The organism is Amycolatopsis orientalis DSM 40040 = KCTC 9412, assembly GCF_000478275.1.
GTDB classification, from domain to species: domain Bacteria; phylum Actinomycetota; class Actinomycetes; order Mycobacteriales; family Pseudonocardiaceae; genus Amycolatopsis; species Amycolatopsis orientalis.
In genome coordinates, this window is sequence record NZ_ASJB01000064.1 from 113,306 (window position 1) to 136,604 (window position 23,299).

General features: G+C 69.7%; 18 protein-coding genes. 5 read left to right on the top strand and 13 right to left on the bottom strand.

Annotated features, from left to right (window positions below):
• Nucleotides 1–93 precede the first annotated feature (93 nt).
• Entirely contained in the window at nt 94–666 is a 573-nt protein-coding gene (locus L324_RS22220) for a TetR/AcrR family transcriptional regulator (protein ID WP_037311796.1), read from the top strand.
• A 45-nt stretch (nt 667–711) separates the two neighbouring features.
• On the opposite strand, the gene L324_RS22225 is transcribed toward L324_RS22220, so the two are convergent.
• The 4 genes from L324_RS22225 to L324_RS22240 all read right to left on the bottom strand — a co-directional run bounded on the left by L324_RS22225 (nt 712) and on the right by L324_RS22240 (nt 4,232).
• Complete coding sequence (locus L324_RS22225) at nt 712–1,545, bottom strand: bifunctional 5,10-methylenetetrahydrofolate dehydrogenase/5,10-methenyltetrahydrofolate cyclohydrolase (protein WP_037311798.1); 834 nt, start codon at nt 1,543–1,545, stop codon at nt 712–714.
• Complete coding sequence (locus tag L324_RS22230) at nt 1,542–2,165, bottom strand: cyclodeaminase/cyclohydrolase family protein (protein WP_037311800.1); 624 nt, start codon at nt 2,163–2,165, stop codon at nt 1,542–1,544. Before L324_RS22230 ends, L324_RS22225 begins: the two co-directional genes overlap by 4 nt.
• 181 nt (nt 2,166–2,346) lie before the next feature.
• Nucleotides 2,347–3,177, bottom strand: a complete 831-nt coding sequence (locus L324_RS22235; RefSeq protein ID WP_037311803.1) for a hypothetical protein — start codon at nt 3,175–3,177, stop codon at nt 2,347–2,349.
• Between the two features lie 80 nt (nt 3,178–3,257).
• Nucleotides 3,258–4,232, bottom strand: a complete 975-nt coding sequence (locus L324_RS22240) for a tetratricopeptide repeat protein (protein ID WP_152546955.1) — start codon at nt 4,230–4,232, stop codon at nt 3,258–3,260.
• A gap of 261 nt (nt 4,233–4,493) precedes the next feature.
• Here L324_RS22240 and L324_RS22245 point away from each other — a divergent pair, with 261 nt between their 5' ends.
• The 4 genes from L324_RS22245 (at nt 4,494) to L324_RS22260 (ending at nt 10,410) form a co-directional block, all read left to right on the top strand.
• A complete protein-coding gene (locus L324_RS22245; protein ID WP_235783612.1) occupies nt 4,494–4,913 on the top strand; it encodes a hypothetical protein in 420 nt (139 codons plus the stop codon).
• A gap of 78 nt (nt 4,914–4,991) precedes the next feature.
• Nucleotides 4,992–7,355: an ATP-binding protein gene (locus L324_RS22250; protein WP_161780877.1), complete on the top strand. Its 2,364-nt coding sequence runs from the start codon at nt 4,992–4,994 to the stop codon at nt 7,353–7,355.
• 124 nt (nt 7,356–7,479) lie between these two features.
• Nucleotides 7,480–9,813 (top strand): chitobiase/beta-hexosaminidase C-terminal domain-containing protein, encoded by a 2,334-nt coding sequence (locus tag L324_RS22255; RefSeq protein ID WP_037311812.1) that lies wholly within the window; start codon nt 7,480–7,482, stop codon nt 9,811–9,813.
• A 156-nt stretch (nt 9,814–9,969) separates the two neighbouring features.
• The gene (locus L324_RS22260; RefSeq protein WP_037311815.1) at nt 9,970–10,410 is read left to right on the top strand and encodes a DUF4383 domain-containing protein; all 441 of its coding nucleotides are present in this window, start codon (nt 9,970–9,972) and stop codon (nt 10,408–10,410) included.
• Between the two features lie 7 nt (nt 10,411–10,417).
• On the opposite strand, the gene L324_RS22265 is transcribed toward L324_RS22260, so the two are convergent.
• The 9 genes from L324_RS22265 to L324_RS22300 all read right to left on the bottom strand — a co-directional run bounded on the left by L324_RS22265 (nt 10,418) and on the right by L324_RS22300 (nt 23,258).
• Nucleotides 10,418–11,431: a YihY/virulence factor BrkB family protein gene (locus tag L324_RS22265; protein ID WP_037311818.1), complete on the bottom strand. Its 1,014-nt coding sequence runs from the start codon at nt 11,429–11,431 to the stop codon at nt 10,418–10,420.
• 28 nt (nt 11,432–11,459) lie between these two features.
• Nucleotides 11,460–11,669 (bottom strand): putative acetyltransferase, encoded by a 210-nt coding sequence (locus L324_RS22270; protein WP_037311821.1) that lies wholly within the window; start codon nt 11,667–11,669, stop codon nt 11,460–11,462.
• Nucleotides 11,666–11,905, bottom strand: a complete 240-nt coding sequence (locus L324_RS22275) for a glutaredoxin family protein (RefSeq protein ID WP_037311823.1) — start codon at nt 11,903–11,905, stop codon at nt 11,666–11,668. The genes L324_RS22270 and L324_RS22275 overlap by 4 nt, the downstream gene beginning before the upstream one ends.
• A gap of 3 nt (nt 11,906–11,908) precedes the next feature.
• Nucleotides 11,909–14,797 carry a helix-turn-helix transcriptional regulator gene (locus L324_RS22280; protein ID WP_037311826.1) on the bottom strand — a complete coding sequence of 963 codons (2,889 nt, stop codon included), beginning with the start codon at nt 14,795–14,797 and terminating at the stop codon, nt 11,909–11,911.
• An 89-nt stretch (nt 14,798–14,886) separates the two neighbouring features.
• Nucleotides 14,887–15,081 carry a hypothetical protein gene (locus tag L324_RS22285; protein WP_037311834.1) on the bottom strand — a complete coding sequence of 65 codons (195 nt, stop codon included), beginning with the start codon at nt 15,079–15,081 and terminating at the stop codon, nt 14,887–14,889.
• A 13-nt stretch (nt 15,082–15,094) separates the two neighbouring features.
• The gene (locus L324_RS22290; protein WP_235783614.1) at nt 15,095–17,974 is read right to left on the bottom strand and encodes a type 2 lanthipeptide synthetase LanM family protein; all 2,880 of its coding nucleotides are present in this window, start codon (nt 17,972–17,974) and stop codon (nt 15,095–15,097) included.
• Between the two features lie 114 nt (nt 17,975–18,088).
• Nucleotides 18,089–18,235, bottom strand: a complete 147-nt coding sequence (locus L324_RS43000) for a hypothetical protein (RefSeq protein WP_162531618.1) — start codon at nt 18,233–18,235, stop codon at nt 18,089–18,091.
• Entirely contained in the window at nt 18,232–22,383 is a 4,152-nt protein-coding gene (locus L324_RS22295) for a caspase family protein (RefSeq protein ID WP_037311837.1), read from the bottom strand. The genes L324_RS43000 and L324_RS22295 overlap by 4 nt, the downstream gene beginning before the upstream one ends.
• Nucleotides 22,380–23,258 carry a hypothetical protein gene (locus L324_RS22300; RefSeq protein WP_037311840.1) on the bottom strand — a complete coding sequence of 293 codons (879 nt, stop codon included), beginning with the start codon at nt 23,256–23,258 and terminating at the stop codon, nt 22,380–22,382. Before L324_RS22300 ends, L324_RS22295 begins: the two co-directional genes overlap by 4 nt.
• Between the last annotated feature and the right edge of the window lie 41 nt (nt 23,259–23,299).

The window sequence follows — 23,299 nt, forward strand, 5'->3', positions numbered from 1 at the left end:
GTCGATAGCGATGAGGCTCTTGCCCCGAGGGTAGAGTGGGCATGCGCCCACCTTAAGTGGGCACTTGCCCACTCGTCAACGCAAAGGAGCCGTATGCCGACCGGGGTAGCCCTGCGCGCCGTCCGCGCGCAGTTGTTCGACGCCGCCGAACGGGTCCTGCTCCGGGACGGGCCGAGCGGCCTCACCAGCCGGGCGGTGACGACGGAGGCGGACTGTGCGAAAGGCGTGCTCCACCGGCATTTCGACGACTTCGACGGGTTCCTCGCCGAGTTCGTGCTGGACCGGATCGAGAAACTCGACGAGAAGGGGCTCCGGGAGGCGGTCGGTACCGGAACGGTCGTGGACAACCTCACCTCGGCGCTCGCCGCGGTGTTCGCTTCGGTCGCGGTCGCGATCGTCCCGCTCGTGATCTTCCGTGACGAGCTTCGCGCCCGGTTGCGCCGTGAGTGGCCTGCCGGGGTTCCGGTGCTGACCCAGGCCGCGGTCATGATCGCCGCCTACCTGGAGGCGGAGCGCGAGCGGGGCAGGGTCGCCGGGGACGCCGACGTCGAGACCCTGGCGGCCATGCTGATCGGTGCCACACACCTGCTCTACGCGGACCGGACGGCACCCGCGCCGGAGACGGCGCAGGTGCGGAAGGTCGTGGAAACGGTCATCGGGACGTGAGAAAGGCGGCGAGTCCTCAATGGACTCGCCGCCTCTCTCAGCGGATCAGGACTGCGCGGCGGTGACGGTGTGCCGCAGCAGCAACGAGGTCGTGACCGGGCCGACGCCACCGGGGACCGGTGTGATCGACCCCGCGATCTCCTCGACCGCGGCCTGGTCGACGTCACCTACGAGCCCGCCCTCGGGAGTCGGGTTCGTGCCGACGTCGATCACCACGGCGCCGGGCTTGACGTGGTCCGCGCCGATGAAGTGCGCGCGGCCGACCGCCACGACCAGGACGTCCGCGGTCTTGGTGACCGCCGCGAGGTCCTTGGTGCGCGAGTGGCAGACGGTCACCGTCGCGTTCTCGCCGAGCAGCAGGAGCGCGGCGGGCTTGCCGACCACGGTCGAGCGGCCCACGACGGCGACCTGGGCGCCGGACAGGGCGACCTGCTCGCGCTTCAGGATCTCCAGCACCGCGGCGGCGGTGGCGGGGGCGTAGGTCGGCAGGCCGGCGGTGAGGCGGCCGAGGCTGACCGGGTTGGCGCCGTCGACGTCCTTGCGCGGGTCGATATGCGCGCCGACGTCGTCGAGCGTCACGCCTTCGGGCAGCGGGGTCTGGCAGATGATGCCGTGCACCGACGGGTCCGCGGACAGCTTGTCGAGCTCGCGGGTGACGTCCTCGCCGGTCGGCTTCTCCAGCTGGACCACGCGGCAGTCGACGCCGACCTTCTTCGCGGCACGCTCGATCGAGCGCACGTACCAGGCGGTGGCGTCGTCGTCGGTCGGCACGAGCACGGCCAGCGTCGGCGCGGTGCCCGACTCGCGCAGTTTGGCGGCGATCTCGGTGACTTCGGCGGTGATGGCGGCGGCGATCGCGCGCCCGTCGATCAAGGTCATCGGGCGATCCTCTCGCGGACCTGGGCGACGAGCGCGTCGGCACGGCCGGCGGCCGGCGTGTACTCGGCGAGGCGGGCCTCGGTCTCCTTGCGCAGCTGCTCGTCGGACATCGACGCGAGGTTGACCTCGACGTTGACCACACCCGATTCGAGCGCGGACTTGGCGGAGGAGGCCGCGACCGCGATGTCGGAGATGACGTTGGTGTTGGCGCCTTCGAGGATCGAGGCGGCGACGTCGATGACCTCGGCGGCGAGGGCGGCCGTCCGCAGGGGGACGTCGGCGGCACCGACCAGGGCGGCCTGGATCGCGGCGCTGCGGGCCTGCTTCTCCTCGTCGGTGGCCTTCGGGAGCTTGTACGCGGAGACCACCGCGTCGAACGCGGCGGCGTCGTCGGCGGCGAGGCCGAGCGCGCGCGTCCGGAGGTCTTCGGCCTTGCCGAGCGCCTCGGTCATGGTGGCTTCGTGCTCGGCGTACTTCGGCTTGCCGATGGTCAGGTTGCACACCATGGAGACGAGGGCGGCGCCCACCGCGGCGTTCATCGCGGCCGCCGCGCCACCGCCGGGTGTCGAGGCCTTCGAAGCCAGTTCGTCGAGCCACTGACCGACCGGTTGAGCCTCCACGCGATGTTCCCTTCCCACTGGTTTCGCCGTCGTGCCGAAGCCTACCTGGGGGTTCCTGGACGGCCCGAAGGCCACCTTGGGCCGATCAGCCGCCGGTCAAGCCTCGTGAGTGGTAATGACGGTTCTAACCGTCATTACCACTCACGAGGCTTTGGGGCCGGTCACCGCGGAGAGTGGGTGGTTACGAGCGCTGGTACTCCTCCCACGTGAGCTTCGGCGTGACGACGGGGCCGTCGTCGGCGCCCCGCCCGGCGAGGCCGTTGTAGCCGAGGTAGTAGTCACCGGCCTGGTGCTGCGCGGCGGACGACAGGTCCGGATCGGACAGCGCGATGGCGTGGATGTGGTAGGCGAAGCCCTGGTCCGGAGTCCGGACCCAGGCCGCGAAGCCCACCTGACGCAGCTTCCGCGCGACGTCGGTCCGTGTCGTCGAGGACATCCCCTCGACGCCGATGTCGAGCGCGCCGCCGCCGTCGTGCGTGCCCGCCGAAGCGCCGACGCCGCCGGGGTTGTACGAGCCCTGCGTGACGGTGAGCTGCCTGCCGAGCAGGCCCTCGGCCTTCACCAGCATCGCCTTGGTCCGCGTGTTCATCGTCTCGCCGTGGTAGGTCAGGCGGCTACCCGCCGAAACCACCGCGGTGACGGTGTACCGGCCCTCGCCCAGCTTCTCGAGCGAGGTCTTGCCCGGCAGGCCGGAGGCGTCGAGCCCGGTGTACCCCAGGGACTTCTGGTAGCCGGAGTACGCGGTGATCGTCGAGGTGCCGAAGTGGCCGTCGACGTACTGCTGGTCGAGCAGTCCCTTGGCCGCGAGCGCCTGCTCGACGAGCAGCACGCTGTCCTTGGCGCCCGGCGTCAGGGCGCTGTCGGCCCGGCGTGGATCGATCTGCGCGGCCTTGAGCACCGCTTCCATGTTGGCCGTTGGCAACACCGCCGCGGTCATTTCGGCACTGGCCGGTGCGGCCACGCCGAAGGAGAGCGCGGTCGCTGTCGCGAGCACGGCTACCTTGGTCAACAATTCCTGCCTCCTGAACGCACCGAAGTTGGTCCGGGCAGCATGAGCAGCGGGAATACAAGGGCCGTACAAACGAATCGTCTTCAGGTCCGGGTCCGGCCGGTGACGAACGAGGCCACCGCTTCCGACAAGGTCCGGCAATCGGGATCATCGGGATGTTTGGCCGCCTCCTGCACGAGGGGACGCAGCCGGTCTTTCGTGCGCACCGATTCGAGCGTCTCGGCGCCCTCGATCGCTTGGACGCCGACAGCGAGCGCCTGGTCGCCATCCCCGTCGAGCACGTGGTCCGTGGCCAGCATGGCCAGGCACAGTGAACGACTTCGCGCCATTTCCGGACCGTAGCCGCGGACGGCGTCGGCGAGTGCGGAGATGGCGAGGCCGATATGACGGCCTCCCTTGTGCAAGGCCAGATCGGTGTGCACCGAGCCCGCCATCGCGGAAACATCGATCTCGGTGAAGAACCTCGCCCAATCGGGTGGTTCTCCTTCATCCTTTTCGGCGAATTCCTCGCCCGCTCGATCCATCAGTCCGACGGCCAAGTTCACGTCGCCTTTTTTGGCGTAGGCCCAGCCCTGGTTCGCGCTCAGGATGCTCGCGGCGAGTTTCGAACCGGCGCGCCTCGCGGCGAGCCTGCCCAGTTCGAACTGGGTGAGGGCTTCGTCGGTGGCTCCGTAATGCAGATGGATCCGGCCGCGCCGGTAATGGATGTTCGCGGTCAGATCGGCGTCTTCGGCGGCGGTGGCGAGTTCCAGCGCGACGTCGAGATGATGCTGCGCCGCACCGGCGTGACCGCTGTCGAAACAGGTCCACGCGGCGAGGTTGTGCAGATCGGCCAAGGCGGAGAACAGCCTGGCCCGCACCGGTTCGGAGATCGACATCGCGAGCATCCGGTGGCCGCGATGGATCCGCACCACGACGGCGTCGCGGCACATCCCGCCCCCGCACTGGTAGTCGACGGCACGGAGGGCCTTCGTCTGCGTTTTCAGTGCTTCGACGTCACGGTTTCCTACCCGTTCCTGGGCGGGATGGCGGCGAGTGGTGGCTTCAGGATCTGTCATGGTCATTAATCCCTGACGTAACCCCAGCGCGATTTTCCTGGTCTCAAAGCGTAACCCGGCCCACGTGCCGCCGCGACCGTTTCACCCCGAACGTCAACGCGCACTCAGGTATGAAGACAGGTAGTTGTACGGGTGTCGTCCGCGCGGGAACAGGCGCAACCTGATAGGACTTCCAGTGGATGCCGAAAGGTCGAGACCCACATGGTGCTACGTACTTCACCGCCTTCGCGAGCCCGTCTCCGGCTGGTCTCTTCGGAGGAAGTGCGTACGAGGCCCAGGGCGGGTGGCCGGCTGGATCGGTACGGCGAGATCGCCGACCGGCGGCTGGCAGCGATCCTCGCCGCCGAGGACGTCGCGGAGGAACACGGGCTGAGCGCGCATGTGCGCACCACCTGTTACGTGCACCGTTGCTGGGTGCACCAGTGCATCTCCGATCCGTTGCACGTCCTGGTCGTCACCGGGCACCGCTGGTGCCGCCGGTGCGACCGCACGGTCGACGTCGAGATCGACGAGACCTTCCCGGGATCGGTCGAACTCTATTGCGACGGCTGCGGTGTCCCGCCGGACACGGTCGCGAACCGCGAGGTGCTCTTCGCCTGCCGGACCAGTCTCATGGCCATGCACGGAGGCGAGGCATCGACGCTGTACGTGGTGCCGGACAGGCAAAGCCCGGACAGTTGAAGGCCGGACTGGGCTGACCGAGCGAACGCGTCCCCCGCGTCGTTGACCGCCGCTCACGGGCCTCCGTACGGTTCAGGGGTGGGTACCGCGGCCGTAGCAGGCCGGCCGGGCAATCTCCCCGCCGGGACCACGAGTTTCGTGGGGCGCAAGAAGGATGTCGCCGAAGTCAAAAGACTGCTGTCCAAAGCAAGGCTGGTGACCCTGACCGGGGTCGGCGGCGTCGGCAAGACACGGCTGGCGCTGCATACCGCCGCCGAACTGCGCCGGGCCTTCCCCGACGGCGCCTGGCTCGTCGAACTCGCGGACCTGTCCGACGCCGCCCTGCTGGCGCATACGGTGCTGGAGGCGCTGGGCATCCGCGACGACACGGGCCGCGACCAAGCGGACGTGCTCGCGGATCACCTGCGGGAGCGCCGGATCCTGGTGATCCTGGACAACTGCGAGCATCTGATCGACGCCTGCGCGGCGACGGTGGACAGGCTGCTGAAGGCGTCGCCCGGACTCCGCTTCCTCACCACCAGCCGGGAAAGGCTCGGGATCCAGGGAGAGCATCTGTGGCAGGTCGCGCCCTTGCCACTGCCCGAACCGCTGCAGGCGTTGCCGCCGGACGCTTGGCGCGGCTATCCCGCGATGACGTTGTTCGCCGAACGCGCGGCCGCCATCGAGCCGGGATTCGTCGTGACCGCCGGGAACCAGGACCTGATCGCGAGGGTGTGCCGGACACTCGCGGGGATCCCGCTGGCGATCGAGCTGGCCGCCGTCCGCGTCAGGGCACTGCCGCTCGACGAGCTGGCGACCCGGCTCGAGGACAGTTTTCACCTGCTGGCCAGGGGAGAACGCGGTGACCTGCCCCGGCACCAGACCCTGCTGGCCGCGGTGGAATGGAGTCACGACCTGTGCGGAGCCGCCGAGCGGATCCTCTGGGCGCGGGCGTCGGTGTTCGGCGGCGGATTCGGCTTGGACGCGGCCGAATCCGTCTGCGCGGGGGACGGGCTGCCCACGCGGTCGGTGCTCGGGCAGCTGGCCGGGCTGGTGGACAAGTCGGTCTTGCTCTGCGAGCGGGACGGTGACCGGACGAGGTATCGGCTGCTGGAGCCGCTCCGGCAGTTCGGCAGGATGAAACTCCACGAGATGGGGGACGAGGACGCGGTTCTGCGCCGTCATCGGGACTACTACCTCGCGCTGGCCGAGCGAAGCGAGCGGGAGTGGTTCGGGCCGAAGCAGGCGGAGATCTTCGTGCGGACCAAACTCGAGCACGCGAACCTGCGTGCCGCGCTCGACTATTGCCTCGCCACGCCGTCCGAAGGCAGGGCCGGGCTGAAACTCGCGGCCACGTTGTGGTTCTACTGGGCGGGCTGCGGTGTGCTGGGGGAGGGGCGGCACTGGCTCGACCACGCGCTCGAAACGGTCCCCGATGGCGGTGAAGATCGCTTGAAAGCGTTGTGGGTCAACGGATACGTCTCGACGCTGCAGGGTGACGTCCCGCGGGCGATGGCCTTGCTGGGGGAATGCCGTACGGAATCGGGCAGGGTGGGCGACGAGGCGGCGCTCGCCTACGCGATCCACCGGCTGGGCTGCAACGCGCTGGTCGGTGACGACGTCGGCTACGCGAAGGACCTGTTCGAGGACGCCAGGATCCGCTATCGGCGGCTGGGCGAGATGAACGGCAACGTGATGCTGGCGGGGATCGAGATGGCGATCGCGGCGATCTTCCTCGGCGAGCTGGAAGAGGCCGCCGCGTTGTGTGAAGAGGCACGCGCGGTCGGTGCCGCCCACGGCGAGGAATGGGCCTACGCCTACGCGATCTATGTTCTGGCGCTGGTGGCGCTGAATCGCGGCGAACTCGACCTGGCGACGAGCTACGCGCGCAACTGCCTGCGGATCAAGCGTACGTTCAACGACCTGCTGGGCATGGTGCTCTCGATCGAGGTGCTGGCGTGGATCGAGTCGTCGCTCCGGCACTGGGAGCGGGCGGCGACGCTGCTCGGCTGCGCGCGGCGGATCTGGCACTCGGTCGGCTATCCGATGTTCGGCTCGAAGTACTTCGGCGCCCCGCACGGTGACTGCGAGGCGCGGACCCGCGAGGCGCTCGGTGACAGCAGGTACGCGGAGTTGTCGAGGTACGGGAGCGAGCTGACCTTGGAGGAGGCCGTCGCCTTCGCACTCGACGAGTCCGAGGGCGCGGACAGCGGTCCCGCCGAAGAGGTCGAGACCGTGCTCACCGACCGGGAACGCGAGGTCGCGGTCCTGATCACCGACGGGCTGTCCAACCGGGAGATCGCCGATCGGCTGGTGATCTCCCGCCGCACCGCCGAGGGGCACGTCCAGCGCATCCTGCGGAAGCTGAACTTCGATTCCCGTGCCCAGATCGCGGCCTGGGTGACCCAGACGGCGGTGCGGACCGGGCGCAACGGCGGTATCCGGCGGGACCGTCCGGAGTAGTCAGTGGTTTGGACCACCACTGTTACCGAAGCGTGATCTGGACATATCGCACCGCCGGTTACTTTGTTGTGGCGCGCAACGAATTGCTTCGCCCGTGGATTTCCAACGCCGGAGGTGTCACGACGTGAACCGGATCTTTGTGCAGCCCAGACGGCGGAAAGGGGTCCGGGGCGCGCTCGCCCTCGGCCTCTCCGCACTCCTCATCGCCGCCGGCCTCGGTGGTGCCCCGGCCTCCGCGGCGGAGGACTACAGCCAGAGCGCGGTGTCGGTGAACGCGACGCAGGCCCAGTTCTCCTTCACCCCGGCGACGCCCGCGCGCTACGTCGACATCCACTACACCGGTGTGCCCGGGGTGGGGCAGCAGAACGTCCGGATGACCGAGAGCGGCGGCACCTGGCGGCATACCGTCGGCTCGCTCAGCACCGGCACGGTGCTCGACTACTGGTTCACCTACGAGAAGAACGGGCCGCAGTACGACACCCCGCACTTCGGCTACACCCACGGTGGCGGCACCACCGTCGCCTCGCCGACGTTCGACCCGCCGGCGGGCAGCTATCCGAGCGCCCGCTCGGTGACGTTGTCGACCGCGACCGCCGGCGCGACCATCCGGTACACAGTGGACGGTTCGACACCGACCGCGTCGTCCCCTCTGTACACCGGGCCGATCACGGTCTCTTCGTCCTCCACGGTTTCCGCGATCGCGCTGAAATCGGGTTCGGCGAACTCGCCGGTGGTGTCGGCGAGCTACACGATCGGATCGACGCAGGCGACCTGCCCGGTGCAGGCCGACGTGCCGAACTTCGGGCCGAACGTGCGCATCTTCGACCCCGGCATGTCCGCGTCGTCGATCCAGACCCGGCTCGACGCGGACTTCGCCGCGCAGAAGGACACCTTGACCGCGCAGTTCACCGAACGCCGGTACGCGCACCTGTTCAAACCCGGCGTGTACAGCGGGATCCACGACGACGTCGGCTACTACACCTCTGTCGCGGGCCTCGGGCAGAACCCGGGCGACGTCGTGATCAACGGTGACGTCACGGTCGACGCGTTCAACGAGTCGGACCAGGGCCACGCGCTGCAGAACTTCTGGCGTTCGGCGGAGAACCTCGCGATCGTCCCGAGCAGCGGCTCGAACCGCTGGGCCGTCGCGCAGGCCGCGCCGTTCCGCCGGATGGACATCCGCGGCGGGCTGCAGCTCTACCCGGCCAGCTATGGGTTCGCCAGCGGTGGCTACACCGCCGACACCAAGGTCTCCGGTCAGGCCGCGTCGGTCTCGCAGCAACAGTGGTACACCCGTGACAGCAGCTACGGCAGCTGGAACGGCGGGGTGTGGAACATGGTCTTCTCCGGGACGAACGGCGCTCCGGCGAACACCTTCCCGAACCCGCCGGAGACGACATTGTCCACCACGCCCGTGTCGCGCGACGTCCCGTATCTGTACCTCGACGGCTCCGGCAAGTACCGCGTGTTCCTGCCTTCGTTGCGCACCAACGCTTCCGGGCCGAGCTGGGCAGGCGGCAGCACTCCGGGCAGCTCGCTGCCGATGAGCCAGTTCTACGTCGTGAAGGCGGGGGACACGGCGTCGTCGATCAACACGGCGCTTTCCCAGGGCTGCAACCTGTTCTTCACCCCGGGCGTCTACCACCTCGACCAGACGCTGAACGTGAGCAGGGCCAACACGGTCGTGCTCGGCGTCGGTTACCCGACGCTGGTGCCGGACAACGGCGTCGACGCGATGCGGGTCGCCGACGTGGACGGCGTCCGGCTCAAGGGTCTGCTGTTCGACGCGGGCACGACCAGATCGCAGACGCTGCTGACGGTGGGCCAGGCGGGCTCGACGGCCGGTCACTCGGCCAACCCGACGACGCTGCAGGACGTGTTCTTCCGGATCGGCGGTCAGATCGCGGGGAAGGCGGTGAACAGCCTGATCGTCAACAGCCGGGACACGATCATCGACCACATCTGGGCGTGGCGGGCCGACCACGGCAACGCGGGCACCTACGGGTGGACGGTGAACACCGGCGACACCGGCGTGGTCGTCAACGGCGACAACGTGCTGGCGACCGGTCTGTTCGTCGAGCACTACCAGAAGTACCAGGTGATCTGGAACGGCCAGAACGGCCGGACGATCTTCTTCCAGAACGAGATCCCCTACGACGTCCCGGATCAGGCCGGGTGGAGGAGTCCCAACGGGCTCAACGGGTACGCCGCCTACAAGGTGGCGGACACCGTGACCACGCATGAGGCGTGGGGCCTGGGGAGCTACTGCTTCTTCAACGACAACCCGTCGGTGAACCTGTATCACGCGTTCGAGGTGCCGAACCGCTCCGGCGTCCGGTTCCACAACCTGGTGACGGTTTCGCTGAACTACAAGGGGACCATCACCCACGTGATCAACGACGCGGGGGCGGTGACCCCGCCGGGGACGACACCGAGCAACCTGGTCGATTACCCGTAACCCCTGCGGCCTCGTGAGTGGTAATGACGGTTCTAACCGTCATTACCACTCACGAGGGGCCGAGCCGCTGGGCTGATCCGGTGGTCCTCGTGTGACCGGCCGTGGCCGGGGTACCCGCAGCGGGTTCAGCTCCCTACGGGTATCGGAGGCAACGACATGACGGCATCACCGACCAAGGTCACGCGTTCGCCGCGTCAGCTCTTCGCGGCGGTAGTCGGCTTGGTGTTCCTGCTCGTCGGCGTGCTCGGCTTCATCCCCGGTGTCACCACGAACTACGACCAGCTGGGCGGCGCGGGCCACGAATCGGGCGCCCTGCTGCTCGGCGTGTTCCAGGTTTCGATCCTGCACAACCTCGTCCACATCGCGTTCGGGCTCGCGGGCCTGGCGATGGCACGGACGGCGGGTTCGGCCAAGGGCTTCCTCATCGGCGGCGGGGTGATCTACCTGGTCCTGTGGCTGTACGGCCTGCTGATCGACCACGGGTCGACGGCGAACTTCGTCCCGGTCAACGGCGCCGACAACTGGCTGCACCTCGTTCTCGGACTCGGCATGGTCGCCTTGGGCGTCATCCCCGTCTCGAGTGCTCGCAGCGCATAGAGGTCGCTCACTCACCCCGGCGCGCCTGGGCTTCGGCGGTTTCCTCCTCGTCCATCGCCCGGGTGTCCCGGGGTGGGAGGAAAGGCTCGTCCGCGGCGGGGTGGCCCGCGGCCTGTTCCTTGCCGCGGGCCAGCTCGGCGTCGAGTTCGGCGCCGAGGAGGACGGCGATGTTCGAGATCCACAGCCAGATCAGGAAGACGATCACCCCGGCCAGCGAGCCGTAGATCTTGTTGTACGAACCGAAGTTGCTCACGTAGACGGCGAACCCGGCGGTCGCCGCCGCCCAGAGCAGCACCGCGACCAGCCCGCCCGGCGTCATCCAGCGGAACCGCGGCTGCCGGACGTTGGGGCCCGCCCAGTAGAGCACCGCGAACGCCAGCGCGGCCAGCAGGGCGATCACGGGCCATTTCGCGATGTCCCAGACGAGGACGCCGGTCGAGCCCAGTCCCACCAGGTCACCGAGGTACCGGGCGACCCCGCCGGTCGCGACGACCCCGACGGCGCAGAGCGCGAGGATGACCAGCAGCGCGATGGTCAGGCCGAGCCGCAGGGGCCAGGTCTTCCAGATCGGACGGCCCTCCGGCATCGAGTAGATGACGTTGGAGGCGCGCATGAACGCGCCGATGTAGCCCGACGCCGACCACAGCGCGCCCAGCACGCCGAAGACGGCGGCCGGACCGGCCAGCCCGCCCGATCCGGACAGTTCCCGGATCGCGCCGAGCAGGATCTCCCTGCCCTGGCCGGGGGCGATCTGCCCGGCGCTGTCGAGCAAGGTCTGCGTGGCCGACGGTCCCATCAAGCCCAGGATCGCGGTGAGCACGAGCAGGCCGGGGAAGAGCGAAAGGACGCCGTAGTAGGTCAGCGCGGCCGCCCAGTCCAGCTGGTCGTCGCGGTTGAACTGGACGACGGTGCGCTTGAGCACGGCCCACCACGATCGCCGTGGCAGGTCTGTCGGGCCTTCGGGCTCGGTGGAGTGCTTCGAAGCAGCCAAGGTGACCTCCAGGAGGGGATCCCTCGGCATACCCCGGACAGCGGCCGCGAAACGGCGTTCAGGCCGGGCGGGGCCGCGTCGGCGGTGGCGGGACGGTCTTCGCCAGGACGATGTCCGCCAGCCGGATCGTCGCGAGACCGCGTTTGGTCTCCACGGTGCATTCCGCGTCGTCACGCGACCGCAGGTAACCGAGCGCGTCGGTGAAGCCGCCTTCGATCCGGTACCGCACGACGACCCTCGTGCCGACCGGGACGTCCGGGAGGGTCATCGGTTCAGATGCGCGGTGAGCTCGTCGTCGCTCGGTTCGACCAGATGGGTGCCGTCCGGCCAGACGATGGTCGGGATCCGCCGCTCACCGTTCTGCAAGGCCCGCACGGTCTCCTCGGCGCCGGAGTCCGCTTCGACGTCGATGTAGTCGTACTCGACACCCTTGGCGTCCAGCAGGGCGCGGCTGCGTTTCACGTCGGGGCACCAGCCGGCGCCGTACACGGTGAGGTCACTCATGGCTCACAGCATGCCAGGTCGTGGTGCGGCGGCGTGTTCGGCGAGGGCGGAACGGTCGGCGAGGCCGGTCTTGGTGAGCAGGCTCGCGACATGTTTCTCGACCGTCCTGGGGGAGATGTGCAGCCGGGCGCCGATGTCCTTGTTGCCCATCCGCTCGGCGAGCAGCACCAGCACCTCGTACTCGCGCACGGTGACACCGGCCGCGCGCAGGTCGCCGGGCACCCGGTCGACCCCGGCGCGACGCTGCCGCACCGGCGCGCCGAGCTTGCGGAGCAGGCTCCGGCAGGCGCCCGCGACGGCCTGGATGTCCCTGCCGTGGAAGTACTCCTCGGCCTCCTTGAGCCAGCCCGCCGGATCGCCCCAGCCGTCGGCGGCGGCGGGTTCGGCGATCAGGCGGAGCCCGAGGTGCCGCGCCAGCGGATAGGGCGCAGACGTCTCCAGCGCGGCGGCCACGGCCCGCCCGGCTTCCGCCGCTTCGCCCCGCCTGCCGTGCTCGACGGCGCGCGCGAGTTCCACGAACTGCCGGTTCCACCGCATCCCGCTCACCGCGGATCCCGCCTCGGGGCAGGCGGCGCCGCCCAGGGTGTCGAGGAGCGTCCTGAGCCCGTGCTGGCCGGCCAGGTGGAACCGGCTCGGCCGCCGCTCCTCCAGTTCGGTCACCTGCCCGAGCTCCCGGCGTGCCCGGTCGAAGTCCTCCTCCAGCAGCGAGCAGAACACCCGGGCCAGCCCGATGCTCAGCACCATCTCCTGAGCGTTCTCGCCGCCGCACTCCCGGAAGTCCTCGAGCGCCTGTTCCATCGCCTGCCGGTCGGCCCGGTGCCCGGCCGACATCGCCCTGGTCATCTGCGCGTACTGCAGTAACGCGGTCAACCGGAGCCTGCCGAGCACGGCGAGGTTCTCCTCCAGCAGGGCGTGCGCGGTTTCGAAGTCGCAGCGCAGGATCGCGTGCATGGTGCGCACGGAGTCGACCGCGCAATGCAAGGTGATCGACCCGGTCCGCTGGGCGTCGGCGCGGGCGAGCAGCAGGGTCTGCTCGTCGCCGGTCATCAGCACGCGATGCCCGCCGAGCCGCACGAGCGCCTGGGTTCGGAGGTGGTGCAGGTGGTTGTCTTCGGCGGTCCGCCGCGCGAGTTGCATGTAGTGCTCGGACTCGGTGAGATCCCGCGACAACGCCAGCATCCCGAGTACCTGCAGTGCCTGGCAGACGACGAACGGCTGCTCGGTCTCCTCGGCCACCCGCCACGCCTGCCGCGCGAGCCGCTCGGCCGTCCCGGTCTTGCCCGGTACGTCCAGCCAGAGATTCGCTTCGACGGCGTCGAGCGCGGCCTGCTGGGCCGGTGAGATCGCCGAGCCGAGCGGAGCGCGGGCGCGTTCGATCTGACCGAGGCATTCGTCGTGCCGTCCGGCGATGTAGGCGGCCCAGGCCAGCTGGGTGTGCAGGGTCGCGGCGCGTTCGAGCGTCCCGATCTCCCCGAATCCGGCGGAGAGTGCGACGGCGCGATCGAACTGGCCGGTCTGACCCAGCGCGTACAGCAGGGTCTCCAGCACCGCGGCACGCTCACCCGCGTCGGCCCCGGAGAGCAGGTCGACGGCCTTGGTGAGCATGGTGACCGCGGAGTCCGCGGCCCCGGCGTCGAGGGCACGGCGACCGGTTTCGGCGAACTGCCGTCCCGCCGCGCGTTCGTCGAGCGCGGTCAGCCGCAGCGACGCGACGAGCGCGCACAGGTCGCCCGGCAGACCGGGATACAGCTTCTCGACGGCGTCGGCCGCCTGGCGGGCGAGCGCCGCCTTCCGTGCCGCGGACTGGCGCTCCAGCAACGCCTCCGCGGTCAGCGGATGCCGGAAGGCGTACCAGCCCGGTGTCGTCTCGTCGGTGGTCACCAGGTTCGCCGAGACCGCGGCGCTCAGGTGGTTGTGCAGGGTCCGGTCGTTCATGCCGGTGACCGTCTGCACCACCGAAAGCGGGAAACGGCGGCCGAGTACCGCGGCGACCGACAGCAGTTCGCCCGCCTGCTCGCCGAGTTGCTCCATCCGGACGCCGATACTGGTGACCAGCGCGGCGGGTACGCGGGCGCGGAGTTCCCCGATCACGCGCCAGCCGTCGCGGCCCTGGACCAGCAGACCGTCGTTCACCATGCCGTGGAGGAGTTCTTCGACGATGAACGGCAGGCCCGCGCTGTTGCGCCACAACAGTTCCGCCGCCGGGGCGGGCAGCTTCACCGGCTCGGTCTCCAGACAGGCCGCGGCGAGCGCGCGGGTGTCGGGAAGGCTGAGCCTGCCGAGTTCGAGGACGGCGCAGCTCATCCGCTGGGCCCCGGAGGTCGCCAGCCGGAGCGCGTCGGAAGGCTCGTTGCGGAGCGTGCCGACGAACAGGGTCTGCGCCCCGGCCAGGTTGTCGACGAGGTATTCGAGGATGAACAGCGTCTCGGCGTCGGCGTCCTGGAGGTCGTCGAGGACCAGGAGCGCGCCGCGGTCGCGGCTGGTGACCGCGAGCAGCCGGTAGACCGCCTCGGCGAGCACCATGAGGGAACCCGATTCGCGCGGCCGGTCGCCTTGGCTCCAGTCGGGGACGAGCTGGGCGAGTACGGGGACGAAGGGGTCGAGTTCGGCGGCCTCCGGCGGGCCGCCGCCGCGGAAATGCGAGAGCAGCGCCTGGGTCAGCGGCCGGAACGGGACGAGCGGGCCGATCGAGCTGGCCCTGCCCTGCAGCACCGGGATGTCCGCGGAGACCGCTCGGGAAGCGGCTTCGACGGCCAGCCGGGACTTGCCGATCCCGCCTTCGCCCACGAGGAAGATCGCGCCGCCGCGGCCTGCGATGGCGCGATCGAGAGCTCCGGAGAGCTCGGCCAGTTCGGCGTCGCGGCCGATCACCCTCGACGAACGGATCCCCACCGCGGTGACTATAGCGAGCGGATTCCCGTGCTACGGCGAAGAGTTGATCACGAAGGCGGGCGGCGCGAGCCCGCCTTCGTGAGCCTTGATCAGATCCAGCCGCCGGCGAAGACGCTGACGACGGACGGCGAACCGGGGTCGCTGGAAAGGGTGGCGAGCGGGTTGGCGCTCAGCCTCGGCTTTCCGCCCGCCAGCGCGTGGTTGCGCGAGCCGACCTCGAGGGCGCGCGGCAGGTTCACGGCGCCGAGGGCGTCTTCGGTGGCGGGCAGATCTCTTTCGTACATGCGGTTCTTCTCCTCATACTCGGTTGACCGGCGGAACGACGGTGGCCGCGGGATGCGGCCGGTCGGGGCGGAGCAGGAGCGCGGACGGGACCCGGTCGCCGAAGCCCAGCCTCAGCAGGCCGTAGCCGATGCCCGCCAGACCGCTCAGCAGCCCTGGCGCTGGGACCGCGCCAGGGGTCCCGCAGCGCGCGCCGCGCTGGTCGATCGCGGCGAGCAGATGACCGGTCCGGCGGCGTACCGCGGCGGCGGCGCCAGTGTGCCCGTTCTCGGCGAGTACGCACAACACCTCGGTCACCCCGGTTTCGCCGTGGCACAGGCTGAGATCCTTCAAGGGCGCCCCTTCGGACAGCCGTTTGACGGTCCGGTCGAGTTCCAGGGCGTCGGCGGGCCCGGGCAGCCGGGCGGCCACGCCGAGCGCGGCGCCCGCGAGGCCGTCGCACCAGCCGCCGGTGCTTTCCGCCCGATCGCCGGCCTTTCCGGGCGGTTCTTCGCCGGTCCGGTCGTGTGCCCGCAGCACCCAGTCGATCCCGGCGGAACCACGCGCGAAACCCGTCCTTTGTGGACGTTCGCGCTCGAGCAGCTGTCCGGTGTAGCGGTCCGCCCGCGCCAGTGCGGTGTCCAGTCCTGTTTGGACATACACCGAGCGCATCGAGGCGACCCCGCCCGCGAGTCCGGTCGTGAACCCGGACGGCGTCTCGGGGCCCGCCTCGGGCATCAGGTCGACGGCCTGCTCGATCAGATCCCCGGCGGGAAGCCCGACCAGCGTGCTGAGCCGGGCGATCGTGTACGCGACGCCACCGAGTCCGAGCAGACCGCCACAGCCGGCGGTGGCGGCCAGTCCGGGATCGGCCCGGAGGGTGGCGAAGAGGCCGGGAAGCGGCGTGATCGCGTACGCGGCGAGGTCCCGGTAGCGCGCGATCCCGGTCAGCTCGGCGAGCTGGGCGAGGAACAGCGCGACACCGCAATAACCCTCACCGAGTCCGGCGCCCATCGGCAGCACGGTCCAGTACCGGTCGTCGACGAGTTCGATTCCGAGCCAGTTGGAGCGGCGTTCGTCGGAGAAGGCGTTGGCGACGATGTGGTCGGCGATCCCGCACGCGGTGACCAGCAGCCGTTCCGCGGCGGGCGCCTGGTTCGGCACCGCGGTTTCCGCGGTCTCGCCACCGCCGTGGTGGCCGTCGGCCGCCGTGCTGATCGCGAGGGTTGCCGAGATGAGCCATTCCTGATCACGCTGATCGAGCGGATCCATGTCGGCGACCTTCGCCAGCACCGTGTCCAGCGATGGCCGGTCCACCACGCCTTCGACGCTGTCACCGCGTGAATCCAGCAGCGACGCCGAACCGGGGTTCGAGGTGAACATCGGGATGTCGCCCGCCCACAGGTCGGCCCGTTCGTGCGGTACGAGCCTGCGCAGCTTCTCCTCGCCAGCCGAATCCTCTTCGAGCAGGTCGAACGCGCGGTCGCGGTCGGCGGCGTCGCGCAGGAGGTCCGGATGGGTGGTCTCGTCCAGCAGGCGGAAGTAGAAGTTGGTCGGCCGGATGAGGACCCGGATGGGATCCTCGGCGCACCGCCTGAGGTGCTCGGCGATCTCCTCACGCGCGGTGGAGATCGCGTCGTAACCGAGCCGGAAACCGGCCAGCAGGGCCGCGCTGTGTTCGGCGGGACCGACGTCGCGACCGTCGAGACGCGGGAGGTTGCTCCCACCGGCGAGTTCGCCCGGCACGCGGACCAGCCGCATGCGGTCGGTGCCGGGATCGGCCCAGTCGATCCGGTCGGTGGGCAGCCTGCCGCCGCGGCCGGCGAGCCCGGAGATGTCGACGGCGCCGTGCTCGCCGGCGAAGAGCTGGGGGAGCAGCAGCGTGCGCTGGACGGATCGCGCCAGCATCGCGGCCGCCGGATCGCCGTCCGCGGCTTCGGGCGGGGACGGCTGGAACAGCGTCTCGATGTCGATCAGCACCGGCTGGTCGCCGTCGGCGATGAGGTTCTCGTAATGGACGTCGGTGGCGTCGAGCGCGTGCAGCAGCGCCAGCAAAATGCCCTGGCGGCGGTAAAACCTGTCGACGTCGGCGATATCGGCGCACGGCCGGTGCTCGACGAACCGCAGCCAGCCGTATCCGTCACGCAGGAGCGCGTCCGCGGTCCGCAGCTCGAAGCCGGGAAGCGCCTTGTTGAGCCGCTCGACGACGTCGGTGAACCGTCCGTGCAGGATCAGCGGCCGCGGTTTGTAGATCACCTTGGCGCCGCTGGAGAACCGGAGCAGCCGGACCGAACGCCCCCGCGCGTGCGAGTCGCCGATCTCGCCCGCCAGTTCGACGAGCGTGCCGAGTTCGCCGTCCGCGACCGAGCCCGGCAGGGCGCCGGCGTCGGCGGCGAAGCGGGTCAGCGTTTCGGCGTTCGCCTCGGCGGCGTGGAGGCAGGCCTGGGCGAGGAGCCGGGCCAGCACCGGGTATTCGGTGAACAACCGGACGAGCCCGGACGGCGTCGACTGCTGGCGCACGAAGTCCGCGAAGCGCTCTTCAGGCGTCTCGCCCTGGAGAGTCCCGGCCTTGCGGGCCCGATGGAGTTCGAGGACCAGCGTACGGACCGAGAGCTTGAGCAGATGCCTGCCGAGTTGAGCGGCGAAACCCGCGCGAAGCGCGCCGACGTCCGCGCCGGGGAGATCGCTGGGGACCGCCTCGCGGCACGCGGCGTCGACGAAGGACCTGAAGACCCCGGCGAAGTCGACCCGCCAATCACCGACTGGGGACCGCCGCGGCAGAGGCGCGGTGACAGCGCGTTCGGCGAAGTCCGCCCATGCGGGCTTGTCCGCTTTCCGTTCGCGCGGGGTCTGGCCGTGCACCCACCACTTCAGCGGCAGGGACGTCGCCGGTAGCTGGGGCGTCACGTCGTTCATGCTGTCAGCCGGGCGGGATACCGCACATGGGGGCGGAACCCCCACATTCAGCGCACGCACGAAGATGCCCGGAGAGTGACGAACCTGCGGTCACGCGGGAAGGACGGGGGTGACTCAGATGGGTTCGGGCGCGCGACTCGGATCCCGTTCGGGCACGTTCGCTTCGACGCGCTCCATCAGCAGCGCGAACGACATGACCAGCAGCGGGATCACCAGCACCATCCACATGATCTTCTGGTACCCCGATCGGTCGCCGGTCATTCGTTTCCCTGCTCCAGCACCACGAGATCGGCCCCCATGGCCACGGCGAGGCATCCGTTCCGGACGAAGTGCCGTACCGCGTTCACCGGGCCGGGGAAGTCGAATACGGCCAGCTCCGTGCCGGTACTCATGTCCCACAGTCGCACCGTGTCATCGCTTCCCAGAGTGACGACCGCCGTCCTGCCCTTGATCACCGAGCACCCCACCTGGCGTATCCGCCCGACGTGGCCGCGCATCGTGGCGCGGTGCTCGTCGTGGGTCAGATCCCAGATCCGGACGGTGCTGTCGGGGCAGGCGAGCACGAGGACCGGATCGCCGCCTGCCGGGGCATGAACGGCCAGTGCGTGCGCCGGCGGAGCGGCCAGCTTCTTCCGGGCCGGATTTGTCAGGTCCCAGAGGGTGGTGCTGTTGTCGCGCCGGTTGTTGACGACGGCCACCGGGACTCCGCCGATCGTGGTGGTGGCGATGGCGCCCCCGCCGGACGAATCCGTCAAGGTGGCGAGCGGATCGCCGGTGGCCAGACTCCACATCCGCACCGGACCGAAATGCCCGCCGGCCAGCAGTACGGGTTCGCCCCTGACGGTCGACGTCGCGACGGTGCGCACCGCCCCCTCGTGCCCGCCGAGAGTCCAGATGTGTTCACCTGTGGCGAGATCCCATACCCGGATCGTGCGGTCACTGCCGGCGGTGATCGCCTTGGGCTTGCCGGACACCTCGGCACAGGTGACGAGGTGTACGAGCCCGGAGTGGCCGTACAGGGTGTAACGCGCTTCGCCGGTGTCGAGATCCCACACTCCGACCGTGCCGTCCGACGCTCCGGTGACGGCCAGGGAGCGGCCGTGGAGGACGGTGGTGGCCACGTCGTTGAGGGCCACATCCTGGCCGTCCAGGACCACCCGTGTCTCGCCGGTCGCCACGTCCCACACCCGGGCGGTGCGATCTTCGCTGACACTGACCAGCACGGCACGCCCCGAAAGGACGGCTCCGCTGATGGCCGTGATTTCGGCCGTGTGGCCGGGCGCGGGGAAACCCACGGTCGCTGCCGAGGTGAAGTCCCAGCTGCGAAGGGTCCCATCACCGCTCGCGGTCACCGCGAAGGGACGCCCGTCCACGTCCACACAGCCGACCGCGCTGACCCAGCTTCGGTGTCCGGGGAGAGTCGTGCGCACTTCGCCGCTCGAGAGGTCGCGAACACGGACCGTTCCCCGGTCGTCGCCGAGAACGGCGACCGGAAGACCGGCCGCGGTGGTGCAGGTGACGGCGTTGATCCAGCCTTCCCCGAGACCCATCTCCCGGCGGACGGCGCCGGTGCGGAGCTCCCAGACCTTGGTCGAGTCGCCGACCGTCACCACCACCGGCTCGCCGTCGAGTTCCGCGAGATCGACGTCCACCACCCGCCGGTGGGGACCGATGAGCCGCAGTGTGCCGTCGGTGAGATCCCAGACCTGGATCATGTCGTCGCCGCCGATAGCCGCGGCGGTCGGACGATCACCGATCGTCCGGCACGCCACCGCTGTGATCCGCCCTCGGCGTGCGTTCAGCACGCTGTGCTCAAGGGTGACGAGGTCCCGGACGAGCAGAGTGCCGTCTTCGCCGCCGGTGACCGCGATGGGATGGCCGCGAAGAGTCCCGCAGGCCACGGCGTGCACCGGGCCGGGGTCGCCGGGTGATTCGGTGTGGGTGCCGGTGACGAGGTCCCACAGCCACAATGTCCCCGCACCGTCGACGACGACGGCCAGCGGCCTGCCGTCAACCATGGCGCAAGCGACAGGGTCCGCCAAGTCCGCTTCGAGGGTGGCGGCGGGGAGGCCGGTCGTCAGATCCCAGGCGCGTACCGTGCGATCCGCTCCGGTGGTGACGGCCATGGCGTGGCCGGACGTCGTCGTACACGCCATCGACACGATGCTTCCGCCGCCCGAGATGTCCGTGCTCAAGGCGAGGCTGTTCTGCCGCCCGGTCGCCCAGCGCGTGACCCACTTCAGGTTCCGCGAGAGGGTGTGCTGCAGGCCCGTGGCGTCCAGGCGCGCGGCGTCCATGGCGAGAATCTGCCGCCGACGCTGAGGGGACAGACGACGATGAGTGGCCGCGGACGCGCGATAGATCGCCCCACCGAGTTGGGCCGGTACGTCGTGCAAGGCGGACAGGAGGATGTCGGGATCGGCGTGCACGAGGAAGTCCGCGTCGGCGAGCAAGCGGTCTAGCACGGTGCCCGCGGCGGCGTGGGTGGCCAGATGACGGCGGAGATACGGAGGTGCGAGCGTCCAGTCGCGGTGTCCGGACCGGTCGGCGGGAACCAGGTCGAGGAGCGCGAAGGTGATCGTCCGGTGAGAGTCCGCGTCCGGGAACGAACGGCGGAGATAGTCGGCCACCGTCTCGTGGAACAGCCGGTAGACCGGACCGTCCGCCGAGGGGTGTTCCACGAGGTATTCACTCGCCGTTTCCAGCAGCCAGAACACGTCTTCGGCGGTGCATTCCTTGCCGGAAAGCGCGGTGGCCAGTGCGGGCCACACGATCGACCGGGGCAGGCCCGAACCTCGCGCGTACGCGAGCGGCCGCAGCAGGCGTTCCACCTTCATCCGCTGGTCGCCGTACCGGGAGAAATAGGTGGAGTAGGCCTGGTTGATGTCGTTCGGCAGCCGATCCTTCCAGCCGGGTTCCGCGGTGCCGACGGTGAGCTGGCCCTTGACGACGGCACTCGCCGTCACCTGGGCGTACAGGAACATGTGACGGGCTTTCTCGGCGATCACTTCGCCGAGCGCCGCGGCTTCCTCCGGGCGGCCACGATAGGGGGAGAGACTGTTCGGGTCGTGGGCGTCGAGGAGGACGTCCGAGGCATAACGGGCGATGTCGGAGGTGGCGAGATGGCCGGGCTCGTCCAGATCGATCACCGCTGTCCCGGGGCCGAGTTCGGGAAGGAGCGGGCGGCGCGAGCCGATCACGAGCCGCAGACCGGGAAGCGTCGTGAACGGCCGCAGCAGCCGGGCGAACCGCGCGGCTTCCGCGGATTCGTCCAAGCCGTCGATGATCAGCAGCAACGGGGTTTCGCGCCGGCTCAGCACGAGCTGGAGTTCGCTGTCCGTCGCTTGTGGACGCCCGAGCACGGCGGACAGTTCGGCGAAGACGTCGTCCGCGTGCGCGTGCAGTGCCAGAACGTCCATGGCGAGGCGGGGTTCCGGCTGCTGCCGGAGGTGGTGGCGAGCCGGGTGGCTCGGGTCGGTGAGCAGGAGCAGCCTGCCCAGGAGGGCGGTCTTGCCCGAACCGGGGTCGCCGACGACGACCCGTGCGCGACGGTCGTGTGTGCCGGAGCGCAGCCAGGAGAGAAGCTCGTCGAGTGCCGTCGTGCGTGCGGTGAAATGGTCTCCGGGGTCGGTCACGTCGCGTACACCGCGGCCTGATGTGCCGAAGCGTGCGTTGTCGAGCCGGTGCAACTCGGCGATGCGGGCGTGATCGAGGGCTTCACCGCCGTTCGCGGCGTGGAAGAACGGGCTGGTGCCCGGATTGTCGACGGTGGAATACGTGGCGTGCTGCCGTCGGCCGTGTGCGGAAAAGTAGGCGTTGATCCGCTGGACGATTTCTTCGACACCGGGAGTACGGCCGAGCGACATCAAGGCCTGTTCGAGCGCGTCGACGAACACGTTGTCTTCGGCTGTTTCCTTGCTGCGCGCCGCTGTCAGTGTCCAGCGGCCCACTGGCTTCGGCTGTGTGCTCGCCAGATCCGCCGCCATGGCGGCGACCTCGCCGCCACCGGCTCCCGCGTAGCAGGTGTCGAGCACGACGAGCAGATGTCTGAAGGCGTGGCCGACCAGCGATCTCGCCAGCTCCTCACTGGGCAGGGCCGTCGTCCACCGCCCTGGCTCGTAGTCGGCGCAGAGCAGGTGGTGCCGCTCGGAGTTCTTCTCGGCGTGGCCTGCGAAATAGACCACTACGATGTCTTCGGCATCCAGCCGTGCTTCGTGAGCCCAGGTTTCGATCCGGTGGGGGATCTCCCGGCCGGGGACGGACGCCAGATCGGGAAGGACCTCTCGGTACCCGAGGTCGGCGAACAGCCGGCGGACGCGGTCGGCGTCGCCAGGAGCGCCCGGCAGGTTCGTTATCCCGCTGTCCCGGTAGACGCCGACGCCGAGCGCGATCAAGAAGCGACGGCTCATGATTGATCGCCGTTCACGACGCCACGGGCGATCGCGCGTCCGGTCGTGGGCGCGGTCAAATACCGGAGCAGGTCGTGCATGCGGACGCCGTTGGTGATCGTTTCGTCTCGCACGTTCGGGAAGCGGCCCGCCAGACCGCTCGGCAGCGCGACGACATCCCCTCGGTCGGCGACGTTCGTCCAGCGACGCACGGTGCCCGGCCACTGGCCGACCTGTCCGATCGGTGCCGGGTCGAGTCGGTCGAACACCACCGAGCGCAGGCCGAGAGGAGAGCCGAGCGTCACCAGATCGGTGACCGGGAGGCTCCGATCGGCGCACAGCGTTTCGTAGGCCACGACCGAACCGAGGGAGTGCGCGACCAGCACCCGGGTGTCCGGACCGATAGCGGCGGCGACCCGGGCGCGCACGGCTTCGCGCAGCGGCCGTTCGGTCAGGTATCGGCGGACTTGCTTGAGAGCGAAGATCAGCAACCGGTCGGACACCGAGGCGAAGAACCGTGACCCGCTGAGGGCGTCCAACCTCGCCCGGACCGCGCGGGACGACAGCGCGCGGGAGACCGCGAACCCGACGGCGCCACGGCTTCCCGCCGGGTCCGCGACGTCGGGGTCGACCGCGACCGCCCCTGCCCACCAGGAGTCGAGCAAGTCGGCTTCCAGCCCCTCGACGTCATGCTCGTCCCAGGGCGGCAGGTGCCACGACCGGACGCCGGGTGGGAAGAACAGGTCGCCATAGAACGCGCAGGTCACATCGACGCCCAGAGCCGCCTCGCCGGCCAGCCGGATGCCGTCCCGTAGCGCGGGAGCGACCTCACGGCACATCAGCTCCGGTCCGCGGAACTCCTGACCGACCCCGTGAACGACGACCACCTGCGCCACCAGCCGCCTCCGGAAGGTCGATTGTGACCAGCGAAGCGAAT

What these genes read in the sequence shown, in the direction of transcription:
- L324_RS22240 (WP_152546955.1), bottom strand. Translation starts at nt 4,232, where the DNA reads ATGACAGATCCTGAAGCCACCACTCGCCGCCATCCCGCCCAGGAACGG.
- L324_RS22260 (WP_037311815.1), top strand. Translation starts at nt 9,970, where the DNA reads ATGACGGCATCACCGACCAAGGTCACGCGTTCGCCGCGTCAGCTCTTC.
- L324_RS22225 (WP_037311798.1), bottom strand. Translation starts at nt 1,545, where the DNA reads ATGACCTTGATCGACGGGCGCGCGATCGCCGCCGCCATCACCGCCGAA.
- L324_RS22275 (WP_037311823.1), bottom strand. Translation starts at nt 11,905, where the DNA reads ATGAGTGACCTCACCGTGTACGGCGCCGGCTGGTGCCCCGACGTGAAA.
- L324_RS22295 (WP_037311837.1), bottom strand. Translation starts at nt 22,383, where the DNA reads ATGAGCCGTCGCTTCTTGATCGCGCTCGGCGTCGGCGTCTACCGGGAC.
- L324_RS22285 (WP_037311834.1), bottom strand. Translation starts at nt 15,081, where the DNA reads ATGTACGAAAGAGATCTGCCCGCCACCGAAGACGCCCTCGGCGCCGTG.
- L324_RS22220 (WP_037311796.1), top strand. Translation starts at nt 94, where the DNA reads ATGCCGACCGGGGTAGCCCTGCGCGCCGTCCGCGCGCAGTTGTTCGAC.
- L324_RS22270 (WP_037311821.1), bottom strand. Translation starts at nt 11,669, where the DNA reads ATGACCCTCCCGGACGTCCCGGTCGGCACGAGGGTCGTCGTGCGGTAC.
- L324_RS22265 (WP_037311818.1), bottom strand. Translation starts at nt 11,431, where the DNA reads ATGCCGAGGGATCCCCTCCTGGAGGTCACCTTGGCTGCTTCGAAGCAC.
- L324_RS43000 (WP_162531618.1), bottom strand. Translation starts at nt 18,235, where the DNA reads ATGACCGGCGACCGATCGGGGTACCAGAAGATCATGTGGATGGTGCTG.
- L324_RS22290 (WP_235783614.1), bottom strand. Translation starts at nt 17,974, where the DNA reads ATGAACGACGTGACGCCCCAGCTACCGGCGACGTCCCTGCCGCTGAAG.